The following is a 24,881-nucleotide window of genomic DNA, read 5'->3' as shown; positions in this document are numbered from 1 at the left end:
GGACACCTCGCCATCACCTACCCTGAACGCCTCGACTACTACCTCAACTAAAAAATGGCCCGCTCACTTACACAAACAACTTGACAGGCCCCCGGTGCCGGACGGATACTCACACACCGCTCCGTGACAGCGTGGGCGGCCCGGTTCACCACCGACCGGGGATCCCTGCGGTACGCGGCAGCCTTCACAGCGGCGACGACCGCCTTATCCCCACACCCGGTGAACCTACCCGTATCAGCTGCGAGCTCTTCATCCACGGCGGCCCGGTCAGCACTGCTAAGGCACGCGGTCTCTTTCACTAACAGGGTCGCCCGCCACTCATTCAACTGCCCCGTGTGGAGCGCGGCTAGTGTGTGGGGCATCTCCGTCACCAGCGCCCGCGCCAAGCCGAGGAGCCGGCTGCCCCGGGACGGGGATTCACACCTGGCCAACGCGACCTGCGCCCCCACCCCCTTCCCACGCTCCGCAGCGGGTACCCCGGCGAGGGTTTGGGTGTGCCGTTCGACCACGTCGATCGCGACCGTGATCCGGGCCTGCACCCCAGCAATCGCCGACTTCAGATCCTCCAAGTCCCGCAACTGATCAATCAACCCCACCGCATCCACAGCCGGCCGCAACGAGTTCAGGGCTTCGGCCACAGCCGTCGTATCTCCCACAACGACGCTGCGACCAGCACCACCAGTAGAAAGAGCACCAGAGCCGCCCCGCGGAGCCGCCACCCGGGAGGGGATTCCCTTCCGTTTCGGCGATGGAGCTGCGCTGCCTTCCATACCTCTATTGTCCCAAACCCCACCGACATTCCTGCGGAATTCCGGGCTATGTGGACAAACCTCTCGAACGAATATTCGAACGATGGGAATCTGCCTATCCGACGAGGTAGGGCCAGGACAGAAGGAGATCTCTGGATCTATTTTCGGACGGGTAGTCGGTGGGGACGGTCGAACTAGTGCTGAGAGAATCCCGTGGCCAGCGTGGAGAGTTTGTCAGGCTCACCCGCTACCTTCGGCGTCAAGGGCAAGGCGGGCCGGATACGGAGCAGATCCTGGTCCAAGACCTGCGCCCCGCTGGCGGCGAGCACCAGCGCGGGCGAAAACCCCAGCCTAGGTGTCCCAAGACAGCTAGGCGGTCAGTCCGAGAACACTCATCCGGCGGGAATGATTACGGGTCAGCTGCGAGAAGAGCAGGAGGGTCTCCTTTTCCTGGTCCTCCTCGGCACCGGCGAACAGCAAGGCACCGAGAAAGGCCCGCTCGATCCCGATCCGTTGCGCCTGAGTAAGCGCCTCGCCCACCAGACGCCGCCCCCACAGCGCCAGCCGAGACGCCAACCGTGGGTCATCGGCGAGCGCGGCCTGCAGTCGCTCCTGCAGGAGCGGGCCCTGTTCATCAGCGGACTGGATTCTGCCGATCAGCTCCCGGGTGGGCGCATCCAGCCGTCCGGCGAGCGCTGTGTAGAAGTCGTCCGAGATCGCGTCGATCACATAGGCCTTCATCAGTGACTCATACCAGTCGCCCGGCCGGGTCCTTTCGTGGAAGGAGTCAATGGACGGCTGGAACGGGGTCATTGCTGTTTCCACGTCCACCCCCAGGGCGGCCAGGTGGGCGCTGACCATCTCGAAATGCTCAAACTCGATCACGGCGAGACGCCCCAGCGTGGCACGGTCATGCAGCGTGGGCGAGAACCGGGCATCCGATGACAGCCGCTCAAACCCTGACAATTCTCCGTAGGCCATCACCCCGAACAGGTCAACGATGAACCGCGCGTACCGGGGATCATCGGGAAGCCGCGGCGTCACTCCGGTGGCCGCATCAGTGACGGCGCCAGATTCCGCGGCGTAGGAGGTGGCTTGCTGAGGGGTGACTTGCCCGGATGGGGAGGACGGCGCTGAACTCATGGGGTTAAGGGTACCGGTGCCGAACCGTCGGGCCCGGTCATCTGTCCCACCACCAACCCTGCGTTCCCGGAGCCCGGTGTATTACGGTTGAGGTTGTGCCGTACTCGCATCTGGATTTATCGAACCGGAACTCGCAGCTTCAGCTGACTCGTTCCCTGCAGTTGCTCCGTGAAGAGTTGAACCTTGAGGCTGACTTCCCGCCCGACGTTCTCGACGAGGCCAGGCGGGCAATCACCAGCCACTCCTCCCCAACGACCGATCTCACCGGCCTGGGTTTCATCACCATCGACCCACCCGGGTCCACCGATCTGGACCAGGCGGTTCATCTGGAACGCGACGGGTCCGGCTACCGCGTCTGGTACGCGATTGCAGACGTCCCAGCCTTCGTGGCACCCGGCGGTGCCATTGACCGTGAGGCCCGCCGCCGCGGTCAGACCGTCTACGCGCCGGACGGCCGGATCTCCCTGCATCCTGAGCTGATCTCCGAGGATGCCGCCAGCCTGCTGCCCGAAAAGGTACGCCCAGCCTATGTGTGGCAGTTCCTGCTGGATTCGGAAGGGGAGGTGCAGGACATGGATCTGCAGCGCGCCACGATTCGCAGCCGGGCCCAACTGACGTATGAGCAGGTGCAACGGGACCTCGACTCCGGGGGCGCACCCGAGAATCTGGTGCTGCTCAGGGAGGTGGGCCTGTTGCGCATCGAACTGGAACGACTGCGCGGGGGTGCCAGCCTGAACCTTCCCGAGCAGGAAATCGCCAACGACGGTGACAGGTATTTCATCCTCACTTCACCGCCGTTGCCCGCCGAGGACTGGAATGCCCAGATTTCCCTGATGACCGGAATGGCCGCCGCACAGCTGATGATCGACGGAAAGATCGGTGTGCTTCGGACTATGCCATCACCAGACAAAGAGTCGGTGGCCCGTTTTCGCCATCAGGCCCGGGTCCTCGGGAAGCCCTGGCCGGAGAGCATGGCCTACGGCGAATTCCTGCGAAGCCTCGACACCACCGAACCGCGCCAGCTGTCCCTCATGCACGCGGCCGCCTCGCTGTTCCGTGGTGCTGGCTACACCGCGTTCGACGGCGACCTGCCCGCCACCATGACACAGGCGGCCATCGCCGCCCCCTATGCCCACACCACAGCCCCGCTGCGCCGGCTGGTCGACAGATTTGTGCTGGTGATCTGCGCGGCACTGAGCGCGGGGACGGAGGTCCCCGGGTGGGCCCGGGACGCACTTCCGGAACTGAATTCGTTGATGAACTCATCTAACCAGCTGTCCTCCCGACTGGAGCGGGGCGCCCTGGACGCCGTCGAGGCGGCGCTCCTGAGCAACCTGGTCGGCCAGGAGTTCGACGCCGTCGTCATCGCCGCTTCGAAGCCACCGAACGGGAACTCCCCCGACGACTATCGGCCCGTCGGAACCATCCAGCTGGCCAACCCCGCGGTGGAGGCCAGATGCGAAGGTGAACTGGTCGCGGGCGAGGAAGTCCGGGTACGGCTGGTAATCGCCGATATTCCAACACGGACTACCCGGTTCGAGTTGGTCAATGGTGCGCCCACGCCCGGCGTGTCGGGTACCGCCGCCAGGGCAGGGTAGAGTTAACTTCCGTAGTAATGGATGCCCGGTCGTACTCGTCATATCTTGATTAGTAACCCCTGACCCGCAAGTACCTACGCGATCTTGAGTTCTTCTTAGCCGGCAGGATTCCCTCGAATCCCCGGCCTGCAGTTGTAAGCCCGCGATCGGCTTCCACTGGACGCCATGCGCCTGTTCCTCCGGGCTGACCACACGTCAGCCACCCGTCGAGTTCAAGCAGCCGCACGGCCTAAATGAACGGTATTTAATTGAACATTGATGACACCCAGGTGCAAGACACCCACCACCTCCATGCTGACAACAGCGACGAGGAGATCTTCGTCGAGGAGACCCTCGTAACCACCGAGGAGCCTCATAAGGAGGCGGAGGAAACGTTCGCCGACTTCAACGTCCGCGCCGACATTGTGGAATCCCTGGCCAACGCCGGGATCATCCACCCCTTCCCTATTCAGGCCATGACCCTGTCCATCGCCCTCGGCGGCCATGACATCATCGGCCAGGCCAAGACTGGAACCGGCAAGACCCTCGGCTTTGGCATCCCCGCACTGCAGCGTGTCGTTGCCCCCAAGGACGACGGCTACGACCGCCTCCCCGTGCCCGGCGCTCCCCAGGCCCTCATTGTGGTGCCCACCCGCGAGCTCGCCGTCCAGGTTGCCGGCGACCTCACCACTGCTGCCAAGAAGCGGCACGCGCGGATTGTGACAATCTACGGCGGACGGGCCTACGAGCCACAGATCGAGGCGCTGAAGAATGGCACCGAGATTGTGGTCGGCACCCCCGGTCGACTCATTGACCTGTACCGGCAGAAGCTGCTCTCCCTCGCCAACGTGAAGCTGGTGGTGTTGGACGAGGCCGACGAAATGCTCGACCTCGGGTTCCTTCCAGATGTCGAAACGCTCATCGCCGGTACTCCTGCGGTCCGTCAGACCATGCTGTTCTCCGCCACCATGCCCGGCCCCGTCGTCGCGATGGCGCGGCGCTACATGACGCAACCCACCCACATCCGGGCTGCGGACCCCGAGGACGAGGGCATCACCAAGAAGGACATCCGCCAGGTCATCTACCGCGCGCACAACCTTGACAAGGCCGAGGTCGTGTCGAGGATCCTACAGTCCCGCGGCCGCGGCCGAACCATCATCTTCACCAAGACCAAGCGCACCGCCGCGAAGCTTTCGGAAGAATTGATCGACCGTGGGTTCGCCGCCGGAGCGATTCACGGCGACCTTGGCCAGGGCGCCCGCGAGCAGGCGCTGCGCGCCTTCCGCGGCGACAAGATCGATGTGCTGGTCGCCACCGAGGTGGCAGCCCGTGGTATCGACGTCGAGGACATCACCCACGTCATCAACTACCAGTGCCCCGAGGACGAAAAAGCGTACCTGCACCGGGTTGGCCGCACCGGCCGCGCTGGCAAGAAGGGCACCGCCGTCACCTTCGTGGACTGGGACGACATGCCCCGGTGGGGCCTGATCAACAAGGCCCTCGGCCTGGCTGCCGCCGAGCCGGTGGAAACCTACTCTTCTTCCCCGCACCTCTACGAGGAACTCGACATTCCCGAGGGCACCAAGGGCAGGCTCCCCCGCAACAAACGAACTCTGGCCGGCATCAATGCCGAAACGCTCGAGGATCTGGGCGAAACCGGCAAGAAGCACCGCGCCGGTGCTGATTCGCAGGGCTCCGGCCGGGGACGCGGCTCGGAACGCTCGGGCAGCAACGACCGCTCACGCGGCGGGGACCGCTCGCGTTCCACCGATCAGCGCGGCTCGCAGAAGTCCGGGGACGCCCCGGGTAGCCGACGTCGTCGGTCAGGCGGATCAGGCGGATCAGGCGAGGATTCAGCACAGGCACGGCAGCCAGCGGCGACCGCGCCCGCCAGCGACGGCGCTCCTGCAGCCGACCGTCCCCGCCGGAGCCGCTCACGGACCCGTAGCCGCAATGGCGAGGTAGTCAACAAACCCGCCGCCGGAACGGACGGCTAAGTACTCAGTGGCCGTTCCCGGGCCGGCGCCCCTGTGGCGCCCGGACGGCAGCAACCTGGTGGTGCACGCGGACAACGCGACCTACCTTCCCACGCTGCCGGACAGGTCCTTCACCATGATCTACGTTGACCCGCCCTTCAATACGGGGCGGGCTCAGCGGCGCCAGCAAACCTCGATGGTGCGCAACCTTGATGGGACCGGGGACCGGATAGGTTTCAAGGGGCACAGCTACTCGACCGTCAAGGGCATGCTTGCCAGCTATGACGATGCCTTCGAGGACTACTGGGAGTTCCTTGCACCACGCCTCGCGGAGGCGTGGCGGCTCCTCACCGATGACGGAACCCTGTATGTGCACCTGGACTATCGGGAGGTGCACTACGTCAAGGTGATGCTTGATGCGCTCTTCGGCCGCGAAAGCTTCCTGAACGAGATCATTTGGGCCTACGACTACGGTGCACGGGCGAAAAGCCGGTGGCCCGCCAAGCACGACAACATCCTGGTCTACGTCAAGGACCCGGCAAACTACTACTTCGACAGCAGCGGGGTGGACCGGGAGCCGTACATGGCGCCCGGGCTGGTCACGCCCGAGAAGGCGGCGCTGGGCAAACTGCCCACCGATGTCTGGTGGCACACCATCGTCTCCCCCACAGGCCGGGAAAAGACCGGCTACCCCACGCAAAAACCCGAGGGTCTTCTCCGCCGGGCCGTCACGGCCAGCAGCCGCGAAGGCGACTGGGTTCTCGACTTCTTCGCGGGGTCCGGGACGTTGGGAGCGGTAGCAGCGAAACTGGGCCGCCGCTTTGTCTGCGTGGACCAGAACCCCCAGGCGATCGAGGTAATGAACTCCCGGCTCGGCCAGTACTGTGAGCCTGCCACTCCGGCAGGCCCGGACCGGACTCCGAAGATCTAGCTCGAGCGTCGGGTCAGCGGACGACGACGGAACCGGTGGCGAGCGCCTCAATCTGCTCAAGCACCGCCGGGGAGGTCAGGTTCTCCCCCAACCGGTTGGGTTTCCCCTCCCCGTGGTAGTCACTGGATCCGGTGGTGAGAAGCCCGTGCTGGGCGGCGATGCGCCGGAGCTCCTGGCGTCCCGGCTCCGGGTTGTCCCGGTGCTCAATCTCGAGGCCCTGCAGGCCGGCGTCGATCATCTGCCCGACGACGTCGTCGCCCACCACCCGTCCGCGCGCCGAGGCCACCGGATGGGCGAAGACCGCCACCCCTCCCGCCTGGCGGATCAGCTCCACGGCCCGCGCGGGGTGTGGCGCGTAGTGGCCCACCCAGTAGGGCGAGGCGGCGGTGAGGATGTGGCTGAAGGCCTCACTGCGGTCTGAGACGATTCCCAGCGCGACCAGCGAATCAGCGATGTGGGGTCGGCCGACCGTTGCGCCCTCGGCAATGTGCTCCTGCACGTCGGCCCAGGTGATGGGATAGTCGGCGCCGAGGCGTTCAACCATGCGCTCCGCCCTCGACAGCCGTGCATCCCTGGACCTCTGGATCTCCTCCATCAGGGGCGCATTCAGCGGGTTATGCAGGTAGGAGAGCACATGGACGCTGATGCCTGTCTCGGTCCGGCAGGAGACCTCCATCCCGGGGATCAATGCCACTCCCTCCAGCTGCGCAGCCTCGGCAGCCGGCCCCCAACCAGCGGTCGAGTCGTGGTCGGTCAGCGCGACCACGTCGAGTCCGGCGTTCCGGGCCGCCCTGATCAGCACGGCTGGGCTTTCGGTGCCGTCCGAGACGGTCGAGTGGGTGTGTAGGTCGATTCTCACCCAACCAATCTACGCCCGCGCCGACGCTCCGATGAACAAGTGTTTGGTTGCCTCCGGTACCGGTGGGATCATAGGGGGGTGAGTACTGCAGAGAACGACACCCTGTCCCAGACCGCCGCGACACCTCTCACCCCAGAGGAGCAGCCCCTCGCCGCCCGGAACGAGAACCGTTCCCAGCGGCCGGATTCGGATGCTTTCAAGGCCTTCATGGCCCAGCAGTGGGCAGCGAAGCCCACTGAACTGCCCGCCGAGACGGAGGTGGCGCCCTTCGCAGCGAAGCGACGACGGACCATCTCGGACAAGTTCCCCGGCGAGCGGATCGTGATCCCTGCCGGACCTTTCAAGGTGCGCTCCAATGACACCGACTACCGGTTCCGGCCACATTCAGGGTTCGCCCACCTGACCGGTCTCGGGCTTGACCACGAGCCGGATGCCGTCCTGATCATGGAGCCCACCGAGGCTGGCCAGGGCGACGACGACGGCCAGCACCACGCCACCCTGTACTTCAAGGAACTCGCCGGGCACGACAACCCGGAGTTTTACGCCAACGCGCGGTACGGCGAGTTCTGGATCGGATCCCGCCTGTCCCACGCCCAGGTCCAGACACTGCTGTCGATCAAGACGGCAGACCTGTCCGAACTGGAGGTCGCGGTCACGAAGGATGCGGGAGTACCGGAGGTCGGCGGCATGCGGATCCGGTTGCTGCGTGAGGTGGACTTCAACGCCGACGCGCTGGTCGATACCTCCCGGATCAACACCGGCGTCGATCTGGAGAAGTCCGACGAGTTGGACAGCAAACTCGCTGAGGCCCTCTCCGAGCTCCGGCTTTTGAAGGATTCGTGGGAGGTCGAGCAGATGAAGGTTGCCGTCGCCGCGACCGTCAACGGATTCCACGAAGTGGTCAAGGAACTTCCCCGCGCCATCACCCACCCCCGCGGTGAGCGTGTGGTTGAGGGCGCCTTCTTCTCCCGCGCCCGGGAGGAGGGCAACGATCTGGGATATGACACCATCGCCGCGTCCGGTAACAACGCGACGGTGCTGCACTGGATCCGGAACAACGGGCAGGTTCACGCCGGTGACCTGTTGCTCCTCGACGCCGGCGTCGAAGCCGACAGCCTGTACACCGCCGACATCACCCGCACCCTCCCCGTCAACGGCAAATACTCGGACGTCCAGCGGAAGATTTACCAGGCTGTGCTCGACGCGGCCGACGCCGGGTTTGCCGCCGCCCAGCCGGGCCGCAAGTTCCGGGACGTCCACCAGGCCTCGATCACCGTCCTGGCCGAACGCCTCGACGCCTGGGGCCTGCTCCCGGTATCCCTCGAGGTGGCCCTGTCCCAGGACGGCCAGCATCACCGCCGCTGGATGCCCCACGGCACCAGCCATCACCTCGGCATGGACGTGCACGACTGCGCTCAGGCCAAGCGTGAGCTCTACCTGGAGGGGATCCTTACCGAGGGCATGGTGTTCACCATTGAGCCGGGCCTGTATTTCAAGGACGAGGACCTGTCAGTGCCCGAGGAGTTCCGCGGCATCGGTGTACGCATCGAAGATGACATCCTGATGACTGCCGACGGTCCCGTGAACCTGAGCGCAGCGCTGCCCCGCGAGGCTGACGACGTCGAAGCCTGGATGGCGGGCATCTACAGCCCCACCGGAGAGTAATCCGATGACCGCCCAGCCGGCAGCGCCGTCACCGGCAGAGCTGACGGCGCTGCCGGCTGGGCGGTCACGGTCTCGAGCTGGATCCGGAGAGTCTGCGCTTGAACGAGGCGAGCCTCGACTACCGGGTGGTGTTCGCCACCGCCCTCGACGGCGAACAGTGGGTACTCCGGCGCTCCACCGGAGGCGTTCAGCAGGACAGTTGACGCCTACCGCGACGTCACCTGCACGGGCGGGAGCTTTACTGCTTCGGATCCTGCTGAGCGGGTTCACTGGGTTCCTGCGGCCCGGTTGTCTCGGGAGCCGGCCCGTTGTCCGGCTGGCTCACGCGCACCCCGTACTGGGGCCGGCCGTCTGGGAGATCGGCGAACTGTCCGCGTCGCACGCCTGACTCCGGGGTCGGTTCCCCGGCGGAACCCTGCGAACCGGTCGGCTGCTCGCCGGCAGGCTGCATGTTGCGGGGCGGCTGCGCCAGCGGATCCTGCCAGGCGGCCGGCGTCGTCGGCTGCTGCGGTTGTCCACCGGCTGCGGGGGGCTGCCAGCCCTGCGGGGCGCGGGCGGGGTGCTGGGACTGCCCATTCATGGGGAGTTGCTGCAGCATGCGACGGGCCTCGCCCGCCGAATCCGGTTCGACAATGACGTCGTAGCTGGTCGCGATGACCTGGCTTGTCGAGGTGAAGTCCCGCTTGCCACGCTGGAAGGCGTAGGTGATTACGCCGAAGAGCATCCAGAACACCGCACCGAGCGCCATCGAGGTGATGATCGGCAGGTACGTGCCGCCGTCGCCAAACAGGGTAAGGATCAGGCCCACGAAGAAGCCAAACCAGGCACCGGTAGCCGCGCTGGCAAGAGCCACCCGTGGGTAGCTAAGCCGCCCGGTGACCCGTTCGACCATTTTCAGGTCGCTGCCGATGATCGAGACCTTCTGGACCGGGAATTTACTGTCGGCAAGGAAATCCACTGCCTTCTGCGCATCCAGGTAGGCACTGTACCTCCCAACGGTCTCGCCTTTGGGCAGGGTGCGGCCTTCATCCCGTGACGCCGTTCGTCCAAGCACGTTTGACATGATCCTATTCTTGCCCACTTTGACTGTGCTGTGGGCCCGTATCGCTCGCAGTGAACTAGCCCCCACCGGCCCCCGACTCAATAACGCAGAACCAGCTGTTCCGAAGTAGCCTAGGCAGGTGAGTACTAACCCGACCCGCGTCTTTGTGGCGCGCCTGCTTGGCCTCGATGTGTTCGACCCCCTGGGTGACCGTCTGGGCAGGCTTCGCGACGCCGTCGTCCTGGATCTTGGACCGAATGCCGCCCCGCAGGCGGTGGGCCTGGTGGTTGAGGTTCCCGGCAAACGGCGCGTCTTCGTGCCGATGACCCGCGTCACCTCCATTGACTCCACCCAGATCATCTGTACCGGGCTGGTCAACCTGCGCCGCTTCGAGCAGCGGGGTGCCGAAATGCTGGTCGTCGGGGAACTGTTCGACCGTCGGGTCACCCTCCGCGACGACAGCGGTGAGGCGACGGTCGAGGACATTGCCATCGAGATGGACCGTGCCGGCGACTGGCACGTGTCCCAGGTGTTCATCAGGCGCGGGACGGCATCGTCACCCCTGCGTGGTCTCAGGCGCGGCGAGCGCCTGATCGTTGACTGGCTGGACGCCTATCACGGCGACGCGGCCGAGCCCCAGGGTGCCTCCCAGTTCGTCGCCCAGCATGAGGACCTGAAACCGGCCGACTTCGCTGATGCTCTCCACGAAATGAGCGACAAGCGGCGCACCGAGATCGCTGGCGCACTGCAAGACGACCGTCTTGCGGACATCCTCCAGGAGTTGCCCGACGACGACCAGGTACAGATCATCTCGTCCCTCAACCGCGAGCGCGCCGCTGATGTCCTTGAGGAAATGGACCCGGACGACGCCGCCGACCTGCTCAATGAGCTCCCCGAGGCGCAGAAGGAAGATCTGCTGGCGCTGATGGAGCCCGAGGACGCCGAGGATGTCCGGCGGCTGCTTCAGTATGAGGAGGACACTGCGGGCTCCATGATGACGACGGTGCCGGTCATCCTCCCGCCCGAAGCGACGGTGGCGGAAGCACTGGCTCATGTCCGCCGCGAGGAGCTTACTCCCGCCCTGGCGTCGTCGATCTTCGTCTGCCGGCCACCCCTGGAGACCCCGACCGGACGGTACCTGGGCGTTGTCCACATCCAGCAGCTGTTGCGGTTCCCACCGCCCGAGCAGTTGGGCAACATCGTGGATACCGATCTGGAACCCGTTGGCGACCAGGCCAACATCAGTGAAGTGGCGCGCATCCTTGCCACCTACAACCTGAACTCCCTTCCCGTGGTCAACAAGGAGGGCCGGCTGGTCGGTGCGGTAACGGTCGACGACGTGCTGGACCACCTGCTGCCCGACGACTGGCGGGCCGCAAACGACTATCCCGGAGTGACAAAGGGAGCAACAAATGGCTGAGCGAATTAAAACCACTGCGACGGGGCTCGACACCCCCCGTGAGAGCAGGACCCGCTGGCTCCCCCGCCTGCGCCCCAACCCTGACCGGTTCGGCAGCGCCACCGAAAACTTTGCCCGGTTCATGGGGACCCCCCAGTTCCTGTTCTACATGACCGTTTTCGTTGCTCTCTGGCTTGCCTGGAACTCGTGGGCACCCGGCGGGCTGCGTTTCGACAGCGCCGCGATCGGTTTCACCCTGCTGACCCTGATGCTGTCCCTGCAGGCGTCCTACGCCGCTCCCCTGCTCCTGTTGGCCCAGAACAGGCAGGACGATCGCGACCGGGTGTCACTCCGCCAGGACCGTCAGCGTGCCGAACGCAACCTGTCCGACACCGAGTACCTGACCCGCGAGATCGCGGAACTCCGCATCGCCATCCGTGAGGTTGCCACCCGCGACTACGTCAGGTCGGAGCTCCGCTCAGTGCTCGAGGAGATCCTCGACACCGAGGACAAGGACACCGCACTGCATAAAAAGGCCCGGCGCCGGAGCGGCGAGCAAACAGCGTCCCTGCCAAAACTCCAACCCAACCGGACAGACCGGACGTGACGGAAACGTCAGCTACAACGCTGGAGGAAATTGACGCGGCCCTGGGGACCGTGATCGATCCTGAACTTCGCAAACCCATCACGGAGCTCGGCATGGTGGCTGGCACCGCGTTCGACGACGGCGTGGTCACCGTCGACATTCTGCTCACCATTGCGGGCTGTCCGCTTCGGGGCACGATTACCCGGGATGTTGAGGCAGCGGTTGGCGGCTTGCCGGGCGTTTCGGCAGTGGAGGTCCGGCTAGGGGTGATGACCCAGGAGCAGCGGGACCGGCTCAAGGAACAGCTCAAAGGGCCCGGCGACCGGTTGGGTATCCCCTTCAACGACCCCGGGTCCCTTACCCGGATCTATGCGGTGGCCAGCGGAAAAGGCGGCGTCGGTAAATCCAGTGTCACAGTGAACCTTGCGGTGGCGATGGCCGCGCAGGGGCTGCGCGTTGGGATTGTCGACGCCGATGTGTACGGCTTCTCCGTGCCGTCCCTGATGGGGATCACCCAGGCGCCCACCCGGGTGGATGAAATGATCCTGCCCCCCGTGGCAATGGACGTCAAGGTCATCTCCATCGGCATGTTCATCACCGGCAACCAGCCGGTCGCATGGCGAGGACCGATGCTGCACCGGGCACTGGAACAGTTCCTCGGCGACGTGCATTTTGGTGACCTGGATGTCCTTTTCCTGGACCTGCCTCCCGGCACGGGAGACATCGCGATCTCGGTCGCACAGCTCCTCCCCTCATCCGAGTTGCTCGTGGTCACCACGCCGCAGACAGCCGCAGCTGACGTGGCCGAGCGGGCGGGCACCATCGCCGCTCAAACCGGGCAGAAGGTCTCGGGAGTCATCGAGAACATGTCCTGGCTTGAGCTCCCCGGCGGGGAACGGATGGAACTCTTCGGCAGGGGTGGCGGAGCCGCCCTCGCGGGGCGCCTCACCGATGCGATGGGATATACGGTACCGTTGCTCGGCAGTGTCCCACTGGAGGTTGCGCTGCGGGAGGGCGGCGACAGCGGCCAACCCATCGTCGCCGGCGCCAGCGACTCGGCCGCCGCACGGGAACTCCGCGACATCGCGGGGGCCCTTGCACGCCGTCCACGCGGGCTCGGCGACCTGCGGCTGAAGGTCACTCCCACCTAGGCGGATTGACCACAGCGGTCAGTGACGACCAGCGCGGTCAGCGCAGGTGGCCTAGGTCGCTTCCAGATCGAACGGTGCTCGCTCGCCGACCGAAAGATGTGGGGAGCTGGCTACCGACGGCATCGGGCGGGCGCGTGGTCCCGACTCGACCGGAGGCACCGCACCACCCGTGGCCAACCCGGCGGCACCCGATGCCGCGGCACCTGACCCCTTGATGCTGCCGGGTGCGCCGCCGCTGACCGGCTTGAACGCCTCCTGCACGTCGTCGAGCAGGGCTTCCTTGATGATCCGGCGAGGGTCGTACTGGCGGGGGTCGAGCTTCCGCCAGTCCACTTCGTCGAGTTCCGGACCCACCTCGTCGCGGAGCTGTTCACGGGCGCCGGTGGCCATCCGTCGGAGGTCCTTGACCAGCCGTCCCAGCTGACCGGCATACTCGGGGAGGCGTTCGGGTCCGAGCACCATGACGGCGATGACCGCCAGCAGCAGAAACTCGAGCCCGTTGATTCCAAACACTGATGAAGACTACCTTTCTGCGGCGGCAGGAGCTACTTGGCTCACTGCCCCGAGGATGGCTGCGCCAACTTATTGAGGCCGCGAAGGATCCGGCTGAGCGGATCGTGGGGGGTCGGCGTGGTGGGGGCGAGCTGCGAGTGTTCGGCCAGCACCAGCTGGTTGACGGCCGCGGGCATCTCGGCAGCTGGCAGGCTGGAAATCACCGTGTAGGTCACGGAGCGGGAGTCGAGCACCACCTGCCAGGAGTGGCCGGGGTGGACCCACAGCTGGCGCTGCATCCCGCCGATGCGTTCGAAGCCGTCCGCAGTCACCGAGTTCCCGGTGACGGCGTTGATGGGCGGCGACGCCTCAGGCTGCCGACCACTGCCCAGTTTCCGTTGCTCGTAGATGGTGACCGAATTGGCCCCGTCCTCGAGCACCATCATCAGCGCCGGGCGACCGGCGACGGTGATCGCTTCTGCGCTGGAGACCGTGAACCCCATCCGCTCCAGGTCCGGGCAATACCAACCGCCGCCCCTCAGCTCGTCGAGTTCGCTGGCATTCAGCACCGAAGGTGATTCGGCGGCCACCGACTCCCAGCCCGCCATCAGCGCGCCATTCCGGCCCGTGTCGGCGAGGATGTCGTCCTCCGATTCAGCACCCAGTACATAGGCGCCGGTCAGGGTTGCCAATGCCACAACGACGAGGCCGCCCGCGACGGCCATGGGTGTGCGGTGACGCGACGCGAACCCGCTCATCCTGCGGGCCTGCTCACCGTGGTACCCGACGTCGTCGGTCAGGTCCACGGGCGCGTTGGCCGGTTCGTGGTGGGCTGTGGCCATGATCCGGCCCACCAGGTCGGCGTCGGGCCTCGGGATCTCGGAATTCTGTAGCCGATTCCGGACACCACGATGTCCCTGCACGATCTCCCGGCAGGAACCACAGCGAGCAAGGTGGTTCTCGACCGCCCGACGGCGGCCGGAGGGCAACTCCCCGTCGACGAAGTCAGCTAGATGTCGCTTCGGATGTCGCATAGCCGCTAACGGGCACCTGCAATCCGGGGCATCTGCATCCGCGGACCCTTCGCCGCGGTGAGCGACGGATCCCGGTGGGCGAGTTTCTCCCGCAGCATCGTGCGGCCGCGGTGAATCCGGGAGCGAACCGTTCCGAGCTTGACGCCGAGCGCCTCCGCGACCTCGTTGTAGGCAAGACCCTCAAGGTCGCAGAGGACCACCGCGGCGCGGAAATCTGGGGGAAGCTCCTCCAGGGCAGCCTGCACGTCAATGTCCAGGTTGTTGAACTCGAAGGTTCGTTCGGGGCCCGGGTGAGCGCTCGGAAGTCTGCTTTCGGCCTCTTCGGTCAGCCCGTCGAACCTGATCCTGCTCTTGCGTCGCGCCTGGTCGAGGAACAGGTTGGTGGTGATGCGGTGGAGCCAACCGTCGAGCGTCCCCGGCTTGAAATTGGCGAGTGACCGGAAGACCCGGACAAACACTTCCTGCGTGAGATCCTCGGCGTCGAACTTGTTGCCCGTCAGCCGGTAGGCAAGACGGTAAACCTTTGGCGAATGGACGGTCACTACCTCTTCCCAGGACGGCGCCACCCAAACAGGTTCCGTCTCGGGGGTTCCATCGGCAGCAGTCGAATCGGCCACCGTTGTTTGCGAAGTGGACATCAACCTCTCCTCCCAGTGTGGGACGGCTGCTGCCGTCTCATCAGGGTATTCGCGGCCGATGAAGAACCGGATGCCCGGACTTGAATATTGCCCTATCAAGCTGGGAGATCGCTGAAAAATCAACCCGGCAGTCCCTTGGCCCTCGCGGTCATGAATCAGCACGCACTGCGCGGCCTGCGGACAATAGGGCCACGGGCCGGCACCCAGTACGCTGGTAAGGAAAACTTTCGCCGACTGCAGGGACACCCAGCGGCTGGACGTCGAAGTGCACACAACCTGAGCGAGAAGACAGCGGTATACATATGAGCGCGGACAAACAGAGCAGCTGGTCCTACACCGAGGGACTCCCCGATGAGGACGACGTGCTCCTGCGGGCCCGCGACCGGTCCTACGAACTCGGGGTCACTCCGGTCAGCACCGGTGTTGCCGCGGCCCTGACCGTCCTGGCCGCAACGTCGAAGGCGCAGACTGTCGTGGAAATCGGCGCGGGAGCGGGCGTTTCGGGAGTGTGTATCCTGCGAGGACTGGGGCCACAGGCGGTCCTGACCACGATTGATTCCGACGTCGACCATTTGAGGGCAGCCCGGGAAGCGTACGCCGAAGCAGGCGTGCCGGGCAACCGGACCCGTACCATCTCGGGCCGGGCAGCCGACGTGCTGCCACGCCTGACCGACGCCGCGTATGACCTGGTCTTCATCGACGCTGACAAGGCAGGTCTCCCGCTCTACGTGAACCAGGCCATTCGCCTGCTCAAGCCCGGCGGCATGCTGATGCTCAACGATGCGCTGGATCAGGACCGGGTAGCGGACCCCGCCATCAGGGACGAATCGACGAACGTCACGCGCCAGGTGGGCCGCACCATTCGCGATCACGACCAATTGGTCACAGCGCTGCTTCCGACCGGCCATGGGCTGTTGCTCGCCGTCAAGATGCCAACCAGCCGCTGAGACGCGACAGCGGCCGACCACCCATGGGGTGATTCGGCCGCGGTCGGTACCGGTCGCTGTCGGTTCTGGTCACTCTCCGCGGCAGCTGACTCACCGCGACAGGATCGGTCCGTCATCGTGATGACGGACCGCTGACTACTCGGTGACGGTGAGGAGACAGTCCTTGAGCTTGCCCGCTTCTTCCGCGTTGAGCTCGACAACGAGCCGCCCGCCGCCGTCGATCGGGACCCGCATAATCAGGCTGCGTCCCTCTTTGGTGACTTCCATCGGCCCATCGCCGGTCCGCGGTTTCATCGCAGCCATAAGGAGTATCCCTTCACAAGTGCGCGCCCGGGATCCCCGGCCGCCCGTCAACGAAAATTAACTTCACGTACACGGCGGCATGCTGGCCCCCGCGCAATGATCCTTGTTCATTATCCAACACGTGGGCTGAGTGGGCGAATCGCGGTGCGTCGTGGGTCACATCGAACCCCGCACCCAGCAGTGGCGCAGATGGTCGTTCACGTACCCCGTGGCCTGAAGCATCGCATACCCGGTGGTGGGCCCGACAAACCGGAACCCGCGGGCCTTCAAGGCCTTGGCCAAAGCCACCGATTCCGGGACCACCGCAGGAACATCGGCCAGAGTGGCCGGTGCCGGCCGGGGCGCCGGACGGTGTTGTTCCAGCAGTATGCCCAGGGACTCCCCCGGCGGGAGTTGCTGGAGTGCGCGGGCGTTGGCGATGGTGGCGAGGATCTTGGCCCGGTTGCGGACGATCGCCTGGTCCTGCAATAGGCGCTCGACGTCGTCGTCGTCGAAATCAGCCACCGCTGATGGCTGGAACGCGCTGAACGCGGCCCGGAAGGCGTCCCGTTTGCGCAGGATCGTGAGCCAGCTCAGACCCGACTGGAAAGCTTCGAGGCTGAGCCGTTCGAAAAGTGCCGCCTCACCGGCGACGGACCGGCCCCATTCCTCGTCGTGGTACCTCCGGTATTCCGCGGTTGAATCCGCCCAGTCACAGCGAATCAGGCCGTCCTCGCCACGGACACCGGCGCTCACGGGTAATCCTGGCGTGCCTGGCGAAGCTCGGCAATCGTCGCGTCGCGCTCCTCCAGCACTGTCGCCAGCCGATCGAGGACCTCGTCGACCTGGTCCATCCGGTATCCGCGCAGGGCTGGCGCGAACCGGACCGCTCCGACGTCGGCAGCGTCCGGTTCGTCAGGCAACAACACCGCAGGCAGGGATGGAGTGGGTTCAACCAGCCCTGCGAAGTTGGCGGCGGGCGTTGCGTCCTGTCCACCGGCGCGGCGCCCATCCAGCAACGCAAACGCCACCGCGCCGAGAACTGCTACCGCGACCAGGACAAGGAAAATGCTCACCGTTCTAAGATACCCACCCCAGGATCAGCGACGGCTCCTCCGTCAGGGTGAGACATGGGAGGCGGTGTCCGCGCGCACCAACCGGACCGCTTCGGCCGGGTCGTCCACCAGATGGACCAGGTCCAGATCCTTGGCGGAGATCATCCCGTTCGCCAACAGACTGCCGCGGACCCAGTCCCAGAGTGGTGTCCAGAATTCGGTGCCGATCAGGACGATCGGGAAGGAGGTCACCTTCTGGGTCTGGACCAGGGTCATCGCCTCGAAGAGTTCATCCAGTGTGCCGAAACCACCCGGCAGCACGATGAAGCCCTGGGCGTACTTCACGAACATCGTTTTGCGGGCAAAGAAGTACCTGAAGTTGACGCCCAGGTCCACCCACTCGTTCATCCCCTGCTCGAACGGCAGCTCAATACCCAGGCCCACCGACATGCCGCCCGCCTCGCACGCACCCTTGTTGGCTGCTTCCATGGCGCCCGGTCCGCCACCGGTGATCACCGCGTAGCCCGTTTCCACCAGCCGGCGACCCACCTCCTCACCGATCGCGTAGAACGGTGAATCCCGTGGGGTGCGGGCGGATCCGAACACGCTGATCGCCGGGCCCAACTCCGCAAGGGTGCCGAAACCTTCCACGAACTCGCTCTGGATGCGGAGCACCCGCCACGGGTCCGTCTTGGTGAAGTGGTTGCCGCCACCGGAATCGAGCAGATACCGGTCTGATTGGGTTGCCTTGGTCTGGCCGCGGCGCAACTCGACCTGCCCTCGGCGCCGGGTCGGCGTAGGGGTGGCAGTGGTCGGTACTGGATCCTGGGTGAACTCATTGGAAGGCATCTTTTGAGCCTATCGGTCCACCGCAACCCCTCTCCGTCTTGGTTGCTCTTGAGTCACGATTTCGACATTCGGCACCAAGGTGTCTTGCCAGCAGCCAATCCTTCGCTACATTCATCACTATGACCAGTGATTTCGAAGCAAACTCGTCCGGGTCCACTGCAGCATCGGCGCAGACGCCGCTCGTACTGCTGAAGAACGTCAACAAGCACTTCGGCGACCTGCACGTGCTGCAGGACATCAACCTTGAGGTTGCCCGCGGGGAGGTGGTGGTGGTCATTGGTCCGTCCGGTTCCGGAAAGTCGACCCTGTGCCGTGCCATCAACCGGCTGGAAACCATCGACGACGGCGAAATCCGCATCGATGGTGTCGAACTGCCCGCCGAAGGCAAGGCACTGGCGAAGCTCCGTGCCGACGTCGGGATGGTGTTCCAGTCCTTCAACCTATTTGCGCACAAATCCATCCTCGAGAACGTGACCCTCGGCCCGATCAAGGTCAAGGGCATGAAGAGCGGCGCGGCCAAAGAGCTCGCTATGTCCCTGCTGAAACGGGTTGGCGTTGACAACCAGGCCCAGAAACTGCCAGCCCAGCTCTCCGGCGGCCAGCAGCAGCGTGTCGCGATCGCCCGGGCGCTTGCCATGCAGCCTAAGGTGATGTTGTTCGACGAACCGACCTCCGCGCTCGACCCCGAGATGATCAACGAGGTGCTCGACGCCATGGTCACCCTGGCCAAGGAGGGCATGACCATGATCGTGGTCACCCACGAGATGGGCTTCGCCAGGAAGGCTGCCGACCGGGTGATCTTCATGGCCGATGGCCAGATCGTCGAGGAAGCCACTCCCGAAGAGTTCTTCACCAACCCCCAGAGCCCCCGTGCCAAGGATTTCCTCGGCAAGATTCTTGCGCACTAGCTGCCACCGCACCGAAAAAATTTCAATAAATAGACGAACGCAAGGAGAAATCATGCGCAAGCCCCGTTATGCAGTAGCCGCCATGGCTGCTGCAGCCGCACTCACCCTTTCCGCCTGTGGCGGAGGGGACGAGGCCAGCGACGACACCGGTTCGGAAGCAGCCTCCGACAGCATCCGCATCGGTATCAAGTTCGACCAGCCGGGACTCGGCTTCGATGAGGGCGGCGAGTACTCCGGCTTCGACGTCGACGTGGCCAAGTACGTAGCCGCTGAACTTGGCTACGAAGAGGATCAGATCGAATTCGTTGAGGCTCCCTCAGCCAACCGTGAAAACCTGCTCTCCACCGGCGAGGTGGACATGATCTTCGCGACCTACTCCATCACCGACGAGCGCAAAGAGACCGTCGATTTCGCCGGACCCTACTTCGTCGCTGGCCAGGACCTCCTCGTCCGCGCCGACGATGAAGAGATTACGGGCCCGGAGGCGCTGACCGGCAAGAACCTCTGCTCAGTTGCCGGTTCAACCTCGGCCGCCCGCATCAACGAAGAGTTCGGCGCTGACGCGAACCTGGTGGAGCAGCCCGGCTACGCGGAGTGTGTCTCACTGATGGGCGGCGGCCAGATTGACGCCGTCACCACCGATGACATCATCCTGGCCGGCCTCGCCTCCCAGGAAGCCAACGCTGGCAACTTCAAGGTGGTCGGCAACCCGTTCTCCGAGGAGAACTACGGAGTTGGCCTCCCCAAGGGCAGCGACATGTGTGAAGACATCAACGCCGCGATCGTCCAGATGATCGACGACGGCGCCTGGGAAGAGGCCATCATGGCCAACACCGAGGGTGCTGACTACTCATACAACGACGAACTGAACCCACCAGAACCTGACGCCTGCGCCTAGGCTCCAACCGTTTAATGCCTTGGCGGGGTGACCCTGTGGTCGCCCCGTCAAGGCATTTCACCACCACGGAAGAGGTGAACCATGGATAATTTCCTATCGCTCTTTGAGACGTACGACGTCGCAGGAGCGTTCTGGGTCAATATCCAGCTGACGTTTTGGGCCGCTATCTGGTCATTCATCCTGGGAACCATTCTTGCGCTGATGCGCATCTCGCCGATCGCCAGCCTGCAGTGGTTCGGGGCTGCGTACGTGAACATCTTCCGGAACACACCGCTCACGGTGATTATTGCCTTCGGTGTTCTCGGGCTCTGGGGGCAGTTGAACGTTGTCCTGGCCGAAGACTTCCAGGTGAACTTTCTCCGCCTCGCCATCCTGGGGCTGAGTATCTACCACGCCGCTTTCGTCTGTGAAGCGATCCGCAGCGGCGTGAACACCGTCCCGCTCGGCCAGGCCGAAGCCGCCCGTGCCATCGGGCTCAGCTTCCTCCCGGCTGCACGCCTGGTCATCCTCCCCCAGGCGCTCCGCGGCGCCGTCGCACCGCTGGGTAACGTCCTGATCGCCCTCACCAAGAACTCGACTGTCGCATTTGCCGGGTCTGTCGTCGAGTCATCGAACCTGATGAAGGAAATGATCGAGTTCAGAGGCGACCTGGTGATCCCGATCTTCTTCGTCTTCGCCATGGGGTTCGTGATCATCGTGGTTCCCATTGGCCTGCTGACAACCTGGTTGTCGAAGAAACTGGCGGTGGCACGATGAGCGCTCAACAGGTTCTATTCGATGCCCCCGGGCCCAAGGGCAAGCGCCGCATTCTCCTCGGCAACATTGCCGGCGTCCTGCTGGTCGTCGGGCTCCTGGCCTTCGTCGTCGTCGCTCTGGCCGGGCAAGGGCAATTCGCCGCAGCAAAATGGACTCCCTTCCTTGAGTGGCGGACCTGGGAGTTCTTTATCCTCCCCGGCCTTCTCAGCACCCTCAAGGCAGCAGCGGTGGCGGTCGTAACGTCAATCGCCTTCGGTCTACTGTTCGGTATCGGCCGTTTGTCCCACATCGCCCCGATCCGCTGGTTTGCCGGACTGGTGGTCGAATTCCTTCGCGCTGTCCCGGTCCTGCTGATGATGATCTTCCTGTGGCTGGCACTGTCGCAGGTGCCATTCATTGAGGATCCGATTTTCGTGTCCGTTGTCACGGCGCTGACTCTCTACAACGGTTCGGTAATCGCCGAGCTGGTCCGTTCGGGTGTGCACGGCCTGCCCAAGGGCCAGCGCGAGGCAGCCATGGCGATCGGCATGACGCCCGGCAAGTCACTGCGCAGCGTCGAGATTCCCCAGGCGCTGGTGGCAATGCTCCCGGCAATGGTCAGCCAGTTCGTGGTCATCCTCAAGGACTCCGCGCTGGGTTACATCATTGGCTACGCCGAGCTGCTGCAGTACTCACGTCGACTCGGCGTGGGTGAAGGAAACCTCCTGCAGTCCCTGTTGATCGCAGCGTTCATCTTCATCCTGATCAACTTCATCCTGTCATCGGTTGCCAACAAGCTCTCCACGCTCCTGAGCTTCAGAACCGGGCGCAAGGTGAAGAAGACCGAGGATCCGGAACTGGCGGCCGCTGCCCCAGTACCCTGATCGCCCGCGAGGATTACTTCGCGATACAAAAGAGTGCGGCTACACCCCCAGGGGTGTAGCCGCACTCTTTGCGTCATGGAGCCTTGCGGAAGAGGGGCTTTAGCCCAGCCAGGTCCGCAGGGCACCCAGACACTGCCTGATCTCGTCGGCGCTCACATGCTCATTGTCGGAATGGGCCAGCAAGGGGTCGCCGGGCCCAAAATTCACGGCGGGGATACCCAGTTCGCTGAACCTTGCGACGTCGGTCCAGCCGTACTTCGGCTTGGGCTCGGCTCCCACCGCCGCAACGAAGTCGGCGGCCGCCGGATGGTTCAGGCCCGGACGTGCGCCGGCTGCTGCATCAGTTCGTTCGATGTTGTAGCCCGCCAGCACTGCCCTGACGTAAGCCTCGGCGTCGTCGGGCGTCTTGTCCGGCGCAAACCGGTAGTTGACCTCAATCACCGTCCGGTCCGGAATGACGTTCCCCGCTGTGCCACCCTTGATCATCACGGCGTTGAGGCTTTCGCGGTAGGCCAGGCCATCGACGTCGACAGTCAACGGCTCGTGGTCCCGAAGCCGGGCGAGGATGTCGGCTGCGGCGTGGATGGCGTTCTCCCCCATCCAGGCCCGGGCGGAGTGCGCGGCCCGCCCGGTGGTGGTCACGTTGAAACGGGCGGTGCCGTTGCACCCACCCTCCACGGTGCCGTCGGTGGGTTCCAGCAGGACAGCGAAGTCGGCCGTCAGCCAGTCCGGGAACCGTTCGACCAGTCGGCCCAGCCCACTGAGCGAGGCCTCCACTTCCTCATGGTCGTAAAACACATAGGTGATGTCGCGGGCGGGCGCGGTCAGCTCTGCGGCCAGGGCCAGCTGCACCGCCACGCCGCCCTTCATATCGGTCGCGCCACGGCCGTAGAGAACCTCCCCGTCCCAGGTGCTCGGCACGGTGCCGCGGGAGCCCGGCACCGTCGGCAGGGGGACAGTATCCAGGTGGCCCGCGAGGATCACCCGTTCCGCCCGGCCCAGCGAGGTCCGGGCGATTATCGAGTCGCCGTCGCGCACCACCTCCAGGTGGGGGTACCCCCGCAGTGCGGTCTCAACGGCATCGGCAAGGGTGAGCTCGTTCCCAGAAACGCTCTCGATGTCCAGCAGCGAGGCGGTCAGGAGGGCAACATCGGCGGTCAGATCAAGGGCGGGGGGAAGGTGTGCGGTCATTGATCCAGCCTATCGCTCGGTAGACTTGAGGCCATGACTGAACGAGCCACAGCTCCCGCCCCAGCCCATTCTGGCCCCCGCTCAGCCCACGGACTAGGCCTGGCGACCCTCACCGCCGACCGCACAGTCCTCGACGTGTGGTTCCCCCGCCCGGAGCTTGGCGGTTCCACCCAGGAGGATCTCAGGGACTCCCTTACCGCCCTGGCCGGCCCCGATGACCTCCGCGGCACCAGCCAGGAGGTCGTCCAGGTGCAGAGCGATCTGGATGCCCCGCCAGCCGACGCTGCCGATTCCTACCTGCGTCTGCACCTGCTGTCCCATCGGCTCGCCGCTCCCAACTCGATCAACCTCGACGGACTGTTTGGCCTCCTGGCCAACGTGGTGTGGACCAACTTCGGCCCCTGCCCGGTGAAGGACTTTGACACCACCCGCCTGCGGTTGCGCTCCCGCGGCGCCGTGGTGGTCTACGGGGTGGACAAGTTCCCCCGGATGGTTGATTACGTGGTGCCCACCGGCGTCCGTATTGCTGACGCCGACCGGGTTCGCCTGGGCGCCCACCTCGCCGACGGAACCACGGTGATGCACGAGGGATTCGTCAACTTCAATGCCGGTACCCTCGGACACTCGATGGTTGAGGGCCGTATTTCCGCCGGAGTGGTGGTGGGCGACGGTTCGGACATCGGCGGCGGGGCCTCCATCATGGGCACCCTCTCCGGCGGGGGCAAGGAACGCGTCTCCATCGGCGAGAGGTGCCTCCTCGGTGCGCAGGCCGGCATCGGTATCTCCCTGGGCGACGACTGCGTCGTCGAAGCCGGGCTGTACATCACCGCCGGCACCAAGGTGACCCTGCCGGACGCGCGCGTGATCAAGGCGTCCGAGCTCTCCGGCGAATCGCACCTCCTGTTCCTCCGCAACTCGGCCACCGGCGTCGTCGAAGCCCGTCCCCGCAGCGGCCACGGCGTCGCCCTGAACTCAGTGCTGCACGCCAACTAGTTAGCCGATGGCGTACACGAAGGCCGAGGCACGTCGACGCCGCCGCCGGAAGACTGCGATTGTCCTCGTCATTCTGCTGGCGGTGTTGACGGGTGGGATCTACCTCGCCGTCAGCCAGGTGAATTCCTCGGAGGTCCTGGTGCGGGAACGGTGCACCGCCGTCGTCGGCAACGACACGTACGAGCTGGGCCTCGAACAGGCACAGAACGCCTCCCTGATCGTGGCGGTGGCGGTGGCGCGTGGCCTTCCCGCCCGCGCCGCATCGATTGCGCTGGCCACGGCCGTCCAGGAGTCGGGGCTGCGCAACCTCGACTACGGGGACGACGCCGGCCCAGACTCGCGGGGTCTTTTCCAGCAGCGCCCCTCCCAGGGGTGGGGTACCGACGATCAGGTGCAGGACCCGCTCTATGCTGCCGGCGCGTTTTACGACGCCCTGCTGGACATTCCGGGGTACGAGTCGCTGCCCATCACTGAGGCTGCGCAGGCGGTGCAGCGCAGCGCGCTGCCTGACGCCTACGCCGACCATGAGGCGGAGGGCCGGGCGTTCGCTTCGGCCCTCACCGGCAACTCCCCCGCGTCGCTCAACTGTGTGCTGCGCGGTGCCGACCAGGTGGGGGACCCTGAGTCAGTCCAGGTTGCGGCGGCGACTGCCTTCGGATCACTCGGCTCGACGGTGGTGGATGACCGATCGCTCATCCTCGAAGCCACCGGCGCAACCGGCTGGGCGGCGGCGCAGTGGGCGGTCGCCAACGCGAAGGCGCTGCACATCGAGTCGGTAGCCTTCGGAGGCCTCGAATGGACCCGTGCCGGGCACGGATGGACCGCCGTCGACACGACCACCGGACAGATCCGCATCGAGCTCGCTGGCGACGACGGCGAACAGCCCTAGTCCTAGTT

Annotated in this window: 25 protein-coding genes and 1 pseudogene; 14 read left to right on the top strand and 12 right to left on the bottom strand. The window is 65.1% G+C overall.

The window, feature by feature from the left end; genetic code table 11:
- Positions 1–92: 92 nt before the first annotated feature.
- Positions 93–770 (bottom strand): annotated as a pseudogene (locus tag IWX64_RS14690) (HNH endonuclease); the annotation flags it as partial.
- A gap of 348 nt (positions 771–1,118) precedes the next feature.
- Positions 1,119–1,892: a ferritin-like fold-containing protein gene (locus tag IWX64_RS14685; RefSeq protein WP_196867873.1), complete on the bottom strand. Its 774-nt coding sequence runs from the start codon at positions 1,890–1,892 to the stop codon at positions 1,119–1,121.
- A 95-nt stretch (positions 1,893–1,987) separates the two neighbouring features.
- Between IWX64_RS14685 and IWX64_RS14680 the strand changes: the two genes are divergently transcribed.
- From IWX64_RS14680 to IWX64_RS14670, 3 genes are all read left to right on the top strand, one after another.
- The gene (locus tag IWX64_RS14680) at positions 1,988–3,490 is read left to right on the top strand and encodes an RNB domain-containing ribonuclease (RefSeq protein ID WP_196867872.1); all 1,503 of its coding nucleotides are present in this window, start codon (positions 1,988–1,990) and stop codon (positions 3,488–3,490) included.
- 248 nt (positions 3,491–3,738) lie between these two features.
- Positions 3,739–5,466, top strand: a complete 1,728-nt coding sequence (locus IWX64_RS14675) for a DEAD/DEAH box helicase (RefSeq protein ID WP_442859064.1) — start codon at positions 3,739–3,741, stop codon at positions 5,464–5,466.
- A 7-nt stretch (positions 5,467–5,473) separates the two neighbouring features.
- Positions 5,474–6,376: a DNA-methyltransferase gene (locus IWX64_RS14670; protein ID WP_196867871.1), complete on the top strand. Its 903-nt coding sequence runs from the start codon at positions 5,474–5,476 to the stop codon at positions 6,374–6,376.
- A 13-nt stretch (positions 6,377–6,389) separates the two neighbouring features.
- Here IWX64_RS14670 and IWX64_RS14665 read toward each other — a convergent pair whose 3' ends face one another.
- Entirely contained in the window at positions 6,390–7,235 is an 846-nt protein-coding gene (locus IWX64_RS14665) for a PHP domain-containing protein (protein ID WP_196867870.1), read from the bottom strand.
- Positions 7,236–7,313: 78 nt separating this feature from the next.
- Between IWX64_RS14665 and IWX64_RS14660 the strand changes: the two genes are divergently transcribed.
- Complete coding sequence (locus IWX64_RS14660; RefSeq protein WP_334683332.1) at positions 7,314–8,900, top strand: aminopeptidase P family protein; 1,587 nt, start codon at positions 7,314–7,316, stop codon at positions 8,898–8,900.
- 238 nt (positions 8,901–9,138) lie between these two features.
- On the opposite strand, the gene IWX64_RS14655 is transcribed toward IWX64_RS14660, so the two are convergent.
- A complete protein-coding gene (locus tag IWX64_RS14655) occupies positions 9,139–9,963 on the bottom strand; it encodes a general stress protein (protein WP_196867869.1) in 825 nt (274 codons plus the stop codon).
- 118 nt (positions 9,964–10,081) lie between these two features.
- On the opposite strand from IWX64_RS14655, the gene IWX64_RS14650 reads away from it, so the two are divergent.
- The 3 genes from IWX64_RS14650 to IWX64_RS14640 are packed head-to-tail and all read left to right on the top strand — an operon-like array spanning position 10,082 to position 13,078.
- Positions 10,082–11,362, top strand: a complete 1,281-nt coding sequence (locus IWX64_RS14650; protein ID WP_196867868.1) for a magnesium transporter MgtE N-terminal domain-containing protein — start codon at positions 10,082–10,084, stop codon at positions 11,360–11,362.
- Entirely contained in the window at positions 11,355–11,948 is a 594-nt protein-coding gene (locus tag IWX64_RS14645; protein ID WP_196867867.1) for a DUF1003 domain-containing protein, read from the top strand. Before IWX64_RS14650 ends, IWX64_RS14645 begins: the two co-directional genes overlap by 8 nt.
- Complete coding sequence (locus IWX64_RS14640) at positions 11,945–13,078, top strand: Mrp/NBP35 family ATP-binding protein (protein WP_334683331.1); 1,134 nt, start codon at positions 11,945–11,947, stop codon at positions 13,076–13,078. The genes IWX64_RS14645 and IWX64_RS14640 overlap by 4 nt, the downstream gene beginning before the upstream one ends.
- Before the next feature lie 51 nt (positions 13,079–13,129).
- On the opposite strand, the gene IWX64_RS14635 is transcribed toward IWX64_RS14640, so the two are convergent.
- From IWX64_RS14635 to sigE, 3 genes are read right to left on the bottom strand one after another with little or no spacing between them, the layout of a single operon-like run.
- Entirely contained in the window at positions 13,130–13,591 is a 462-nt protein-coding gene (locus IWX64_RS14635; RefSeq protein WP_196867866.1) for a twin-arginine translocase TatA/TatE family subunit, read from the bottom strand.
- A gap of 41 nt (positions 13,592–13,632) precedes the next feature.
- A complete protein-coding gene (locus tag IWX64_RS14630; protein WP_196867865.1) occupies positions 13,633–14,604 on the bottom strand; it encodes a zf-HC2 domain-containing protein in 972 nt (323 codons plus the stop codon).
- Positions 14,605–14,609: 5 nt separating this feature from the next.
- Positions 14,610–15,242: an RNA polymerase sigma factor SigE gene (sigE, locus tag IWX64_RS14625; protein WP_196867864.1), complete on the bottom strand. Its 633-nt coding sequence runs from the start codon at positions 15,240–15,242 to the stop codon at positions 14,610–14,612.
- A gap of 302 nt (positions 15,243–15,544) precedes the next feature.
- On the opposite strand from sigE, the gene IWX64_RS14620 reads away from it, so the two are divergent.
- Positions 15,545–16,189, top strand: a complete 645-nt coding sequence (locus tag IWX64_RS14620; RefSeq protein WP_196867863.1) for an O-methyltransferase — start codon at positions 15,545–15,547, stop codon at positions 16,187–16,189.
- Between the two features lie 135 nt (positions 16,190–16,324).
- On the opposite strand, the gene IWX64_RS14615 is transcribed toward IWX64_RS14620, so the two are convergent.
- The 4 genes from IWX64_RS14615 to IWX64_RS14600 all read right to left on the bottom strand — a co-directional run bounded on the left by IWX64_RS14615 (position 16,325) and on the right by IWX64_RS14600 (position 18,375).
- Positions 16,325–16,492, bottom strand: coding sequence for a DUF3117 domain-containing protein (locus tag IWX64_RS14615; RefSeq protein ID WP_167993928.1), 168 nt, complete (start codon positions 16,490–16,492; stop codon positions 16,325–16,327).
- A gap of 156 nt (positions 16,493–16,648) precedes the next feature.
- Positions 16,649–17,227, bottom strand: a complete 579-nt coding sequence (locus IWX64_RS14610) for a DNA-3-methyladenine glycosylase I (RefSeq protein WP_334683330.1) — start codon at positions 17,225–17,227, stop codon at positions 16,649–16,651.
- The gene (locus tag IWX64_RS14605; RefSeq protein ID WP_196867862.1) at positions 17,224–17,547 is read right to left on the bottom strand and encodes a DivIVA domain-containing protein; all 324 of its coding nucleotides are present in this window, start codon (positions 17,545–17,547) and stop codon (positions 17,224–17,226) included. The genes IWX64_RS14610 and IWX64_RS14605 overlap by 4 nt, the downstream gene beginning before the upstream one ends.
- Before the next feature lie 42 nt (positions 17,548–17,589).
- Positions 17,590–18,375 (bottom strand): TIGR00730 family Rossman fold protein, encoded by a 786-nt coding sequence (locus IWX64_RS14600; protein WP_196867861.1) that lies wholly within the window; start codon positions 18,373–18,375, stop codon positions 17,590–17,592.
- Positions 18,376–18,494: 119 nt separating this feature from the next.
- On the opposite strand from IWX64_RS14600, the gene IWX64_RS14595 reads away from it, so the two are divergent.
- The 4 genes from IWX64_RS14595 (at position 18,495) to IWX64_RS14580 (ending at position 21,800) form a co-directional block, all read left to right on the top strand.
- Positions 18,495–19,283 carry an amino acid ABC transporter ATP-binding protein gene (locus IWX64_RS14595; RefSeq protein ID WP_196867860.1) on the top strand — a complete coding sequence of 263 codons (789 nt, stop codon included), beginning with the start codon at positions 18,495–18,497 and terminating at the stop codon, positions 19,281–19,283.
- A gap of 52 nt (positions 19,284–19,335) precedes the next feature.
- The gene (locus IWX64_RS14590; RefSeq protein ID WP_196867859.1) at positions 19,336–20,181 is read left to right on the top strand and encodes a glutamate ABC transporter substrate-binding protein; all 846 of its coding nucleotides are present in this window, start codon (positions 19,336–19,338) and stop codon (positions 20,179–20,181) included.
- An 81-nt stretch (positions 20,182–20,262) separates the two neighbouring features.
- Positions 20,263–20,937, top strand: coding sequence for an amino acid ABC transporter permease (locus tag IWX64_RS14585; RefSeq protein WP_196867858.1), 675 nt, complete (start codon positions 20,263–20,265; stop codon positions 20,935–20,937).
- On the top strand, positions 20,934–21,800 hold the full coding sequence (locus IWX64_RS14580) for an amino acid ABC transporter permease (protein WP_196867857.1): 867 nt from the start codon (positions 20,934–20,936) through the stop codon (positions 21,798–21,800). Before IWX64_RS14585 ends, IWX64_RS14580 begins: the two co-directional genes overlap by 4 nt.
- 99 nt (positions 21,801–21,899) lie before the next feature.
- On the opposite strand, the gene dapE is transcribed toward IWX64_RS14580, so the two are convergent.
- Positions 21,900–22,991 carry a succinyl-diaminopimelate desuccinylase gene (gene dapE / locus IWX64_RS14575; RefSeq protein WP_196867856.1) on the bottom strand — a complete coding sequence of 364 codons (1,092 nt, stop codon included), beginning with the start codon at positions 22,989–22,991 and terminating at the stop codon, positions 21,900–21,902.
- A gap of 33 nt (positions 22,992–23,024) precedes the next feature.
- Between dapE and dapD the strand changes: the two genes are divergently transcribed.
- Entirely contained in the window at positions 23,025–23,984 is a 960-nt protein-coding gene (dapD, locus tag IWX64_RS14570) for a 2,3,4,5-tetrahydropyridine-2,6-dicarboxylate N-succinyltransferase (protein ID WP_196867855.1), read from the top strand.
- A 7-nt stretch (positions 23,985–23,991) separates the two neighbouring features.
- Positions 23,992–24,873: a hypothetical protein gene (locus IWX64_RS14565; RefSeq protein ID WP_196867854.1), complete on the top strand. Its 882-nt coding sequence runs from the start codon at positions 23,992–23,994 to the stop codon at positions 24,871–24,873.
- The last annotated feature ends 8 nt before the right edge of the window (positions 24,874–24,881 follow it).

The organism is Arthrobacter sp. CAN_A212 (assembly GCF_015752345.1).
Taxonomy (GTDB): domain Bacteria; phylum Actinomycetota; class Actinomycetes; order Actinomycetales; family Micrococcaceae; genus Arthrobacter_D.
Note: the sequence above shows the minus strand (reverse complement) of the source record. Positions and strands in the feature narration are given on the sequence as shown.